The organism is Streptomyces sp. ID05-39B (assembly GCF_033794725.1).
GTDB classification, from domain to species: domain Bacteria; phylum Actinomycetota; class Actinomycetes; order Streptomycetales; family Streptomycetaceae; genus Streptomyces; species Streptomyces bobili.
On record NZ_JARGEF010000428.1, the window covers coordinates 1 to 3613 of the forward strand.

The 3613-nt window shown below is 71.6% G+C and carries 3 protein-coding genes; all 3 read left to right on the top strand.

The annotated features are described in order from the left end of the window. On the top strand, positions 1-417 hold a 417-nt coding region (locus P1P75_RS40575; protein ID WP_319264790.1), incomplete at its 5' end, for a DUF2690 domain-containing protein. Between the two features lie 337 nt (positions 418-754). Next, positions 755-1744, top strand: coding sequence for a malate dehydrogenase (locus P1P75_RS40580; protein WP_266461319.1), 990 nt, complete (start codon positions 755-757; stop codon positions 1742-1744). Positions 1745-2045: 301 nt separating this feature from the next. Next, on the top strand, positions 2046-3566 hold the full coding sequence (locus P1P75_RS40585) for an aldehyde dehydrogenase family protein (protein WP_319264793.1): 1521 nt from the start codon (positions 2046-2048) through the stop codon (positions 3564-3566). Positions 3567-3613: the final 47 nt, after the last annotated feature.

The window sequence follows — 3613 nt, forward strand, 5'->3', positions numbered from 1 at the left end:
CTGACCGACGGCGGACCCGCGGAGAAGAACCGGACCGCCGCCGGGACGACCACCCCGTCCGCCACCCCCGCCCGCAGCCTGCCGCCCGGCGTGCTGTGCGCGGGCGCCGACTGCACGGGCAAGGACCCGGAGGAGACGGGGTGCAGCGACGAGCACGCCATCACGGCGGACAGCATCACCGTCGGCACAACCCTGGTGGAGGTCCGCTACAGCGACACCTGCGGCGCCGCCTGGGGCCGGATGGTCCGGGCTGTACAAGGCGACACGGTCCAGGTGACGGTGGGCCAGGTGCGGCAGAGCGGCGGCATCACCACCGTCGGCGACACGATCGCGTACACCCCGATGGTCGCGGTGAAGGAGCCGGGCGAGATGCGGGCGTGCGTGGAACTTGCGTCGGGGGAGCGGGGCTGCACCTGAAGCGTCGACGAACCGGCTGCGAAAACAGGTGGGGAAAAACCGGCGTTCGCAGGAATACCCGGCTCCGCTCCGGGCACGCGAACCGTACCCCCACGGGAGTCCGGCACGACCCGGTACCCCCACCGGCGGCCGCTCGGTTCCCCCCTCTCCCGAACCGGCGGCCGCCTTTTCTCTCCGGGGCCGGCGCACCCGGACGCCGCAGGGAACCGCAACCCGGGACGCACGTCATCCCCTAGGCGCGATAGCCTGACCGCTGGATGGATCTCTTGATGCCAAGAGATCGATCAAACGTCCGGGGCAGGGACGCCCCACCGCCAGCTGTCATACGGAGAACGCCATGACCCGCACTCCCGTGAACGTCACCGTCACCGGCGCGGCCGGCCAGATCGGTTACGCACTGCTCTTCCGCATCGCCTCCGGCCAGCTGCTCGGCGCGGACGTGCCGGTCAAGCTGCGCCTCCTGGAGATCACGCCCGCACTGAAGGCCGCCGAGGGCACGGCCATGGAGCTGGACGACTGCGCGTTCCCGCTGCTCCAGGGGATCGACATCACCGACGACCCGAACGTCGCCTTCGACGGCACCAACGTCGCCCTCCTCGTGGGCGCCCGCCCGCGCACCAAGGGCATGGAGCGCGGTGACCTCCTGGAGGCCAACGGCGGCATCTTCAAGCCGCAGGGCAAGGCCATCAACGACAACGCCGCTGACGACATCAAGGTCCTCGTCGTCGGCAACCCGGCCAACACCAACGCGCTGATCGCCCAGGCCGCCGCCCCGGACGTACCGGCCGAGCGCTTCACCGCGATGACCCGCCTGGACCACAACCGCGCGCTGACCCAGCTCGCGAAGAAGACGGGCTCCACGGTCGCCGACATCAAGCGCCTCACCATCTGGGGCAACCACTCGGCCACGCAGTACCCGGACATCTTCCACGCCACCGTCGCGGGCAAGAACGCCGCCGAGGTCGTCAACGACGAGAAGTGGCTGGCCGAGGACTTCATCCCGACCGTCGCCAAGCGCGGTGCGGCCATCATCGAGGCGCGTGGCGCGTCCTCCGCCGCCTCCGCCGCCAACGCGGCCATCGACCACGTGTACACGTGGGTCAACGGCACCGCCGAGGGCGACTGGGCCTCCATGGGCATCCCGTCCGACGGCTCCTACGGCGTCCCGGAGGGCCTCATCTCCTCCTTCCCGGTCACCACGAAGAACGGCGTCTACGAGATCGTCCAGGGCCTGGACATCAACGAGTTCTCCCGCGCCCGCATCGACGCCTCGGTGCAGGAGCTGACGGAGGAGCGCGAGGCGGTCCGCTCGCTCGGCCTCATCTGAGCCCCCTGGCTCCCCCACACGCCTGACTCCCCGGTCCCCGGGCGGCACCTGCCGCCCGGGGACCGGTGCGTTCGGGGCGGAGTGTTCCGGGGAGCGGAGCGGTCGTAGGGCCGGCCGGCGCCGTAGTGGCACCGAACAAGCCCGCTATTTGCCTTTTTTGTCCGCATTTTCAGTGACGCGGCGCACTTTCGGCCATGGATTGCGCATGCAATCGGGGCCCAAGGGCATGTGCTCACGGTCCCGGTGGGTGACACCCCTGTCACCCACGGGCACTGAACAGGCACGGAAGGCGACCCCGATCATGGCGGACAGGACAGAACTCCAGGCGCGGAAGACCATCTGCGCGGGCGGCGAATGGCGCGAAGCCGTCTCCGGCGCCACGCGCGAGATCATCGACCCCGCGGACGCCCTGCCGTTCGCCCTGGTCGCGGAGGGCGACGAGAAGGACACCGACCTCGCGGTGGCGGCGGCCCGGCAGGCCTTCGACCACGGTGACTGGCCGCGCACCCCCGTCACCGAGCGCGCCGCGCTGCTGCGCCGCGTCGCCGCACTCCTCGTACGCGACCGCGAAGAACTCGGCCTGCTGGAGAGCCGGGACGCGGGCAAGACCGTCGAGGAGGGCCGTGTCGACATCGACTGTGTCGCCGACGCCTTCCGCTACTTCGCCGACCTCGTCGCGGGGGAGGCCCCCGGCCGGGTCGTCGACGCGGGTTCGCCCGACGTCCACAGCGTCGTCGTCCACGAACCGGTCGGCGTGTGCGCCCTGATCACCCCCTGGAACTACCCCCTGCTCCAGGCCAGTTGGAAGATCGCCCCGGCACTCGCCGTCGGCAACACCTTCGTCGTCAAGCCCAGCGAGATCACCCCGCTGACGACGATCGCCCTCATCGGTTTGCTCACCGAGGCCGGACTGCCCGCAGGCGCCGCCAACATCGTCACCGGCCCCGGCCACACGGTCGGCGCCCGCCTCGCCGAGCACCCCGACGTAGACCTGGTCTCCTTCACCGGAGGCCTGGCCAGTGGCACCAAGGTCGCGCAGGCCGCCGCCCCGGGTGTCAAGAAGGTCGCCCTCGAACTCGGCGGCAAGAACCCCAACGTCGTCTTCGCCGACGCCTGCGCCACCGAGGACGGCTTCGACACCGCCGTCGACCAGGCCCTCAACGCGGCCTTCATCCACAGCGGCCAGGTCTGCTCGGCGGGCGCCCGCCTCATCGTCGAGGAGTCCGTGCGCGACCGCTTCGTCACCGAACTCGCCCGCCGGGCCGGGCGGATCCGCCTGGGCCGCGGCACCGAGGACGGCGTCGAGTGCGGCCCCCTCGTCTCCGCGCAGCAGCGCGCCAAGGTCGAGCGTTACGTCGAGTCGGCGCTCGCCGAGGGCGCGGTGCTGCGCTCCGGCGGCAAGCGCCCCGACCCCTCGCCGCAGCGGCCGGAGAACGGCTACTTCTACGAGCCGACCGTCCTCGACCACTGCCACCGCGAGATGCGCGTCGTCCGCGAGGAGGTCTTCGGCCCGGTCCTCACCATCGAGACCTTCCGCACCGAGGACGAGGCGGTCGCCCTCGCCAACGACACCGAGTACGGCCTCGCGGGAGCCGTCTGGACCACCGACGCGGGCCGCGCCCGCCGGGTCGCCGGCCGGCTGCGGCACGGCACCGTCTGGATCAACGACTTCCACCCCTACCTCCCGCAGGCGGAGTGGGGCGGCTTCGGCAAGAGCGGCGTGGGCCGCGAACTCGGCCCGGCCGGACTCGCCGAGTACCGCGAGACCAAGCACGTCTACCAGAACCTCGCGCCGAAGCCGGTCCGCTGGTTCGCGGGCTGACCGCCTCCAGCCGCAGCCACGCCCCGACCTCCCCCACCCTCCGCAGC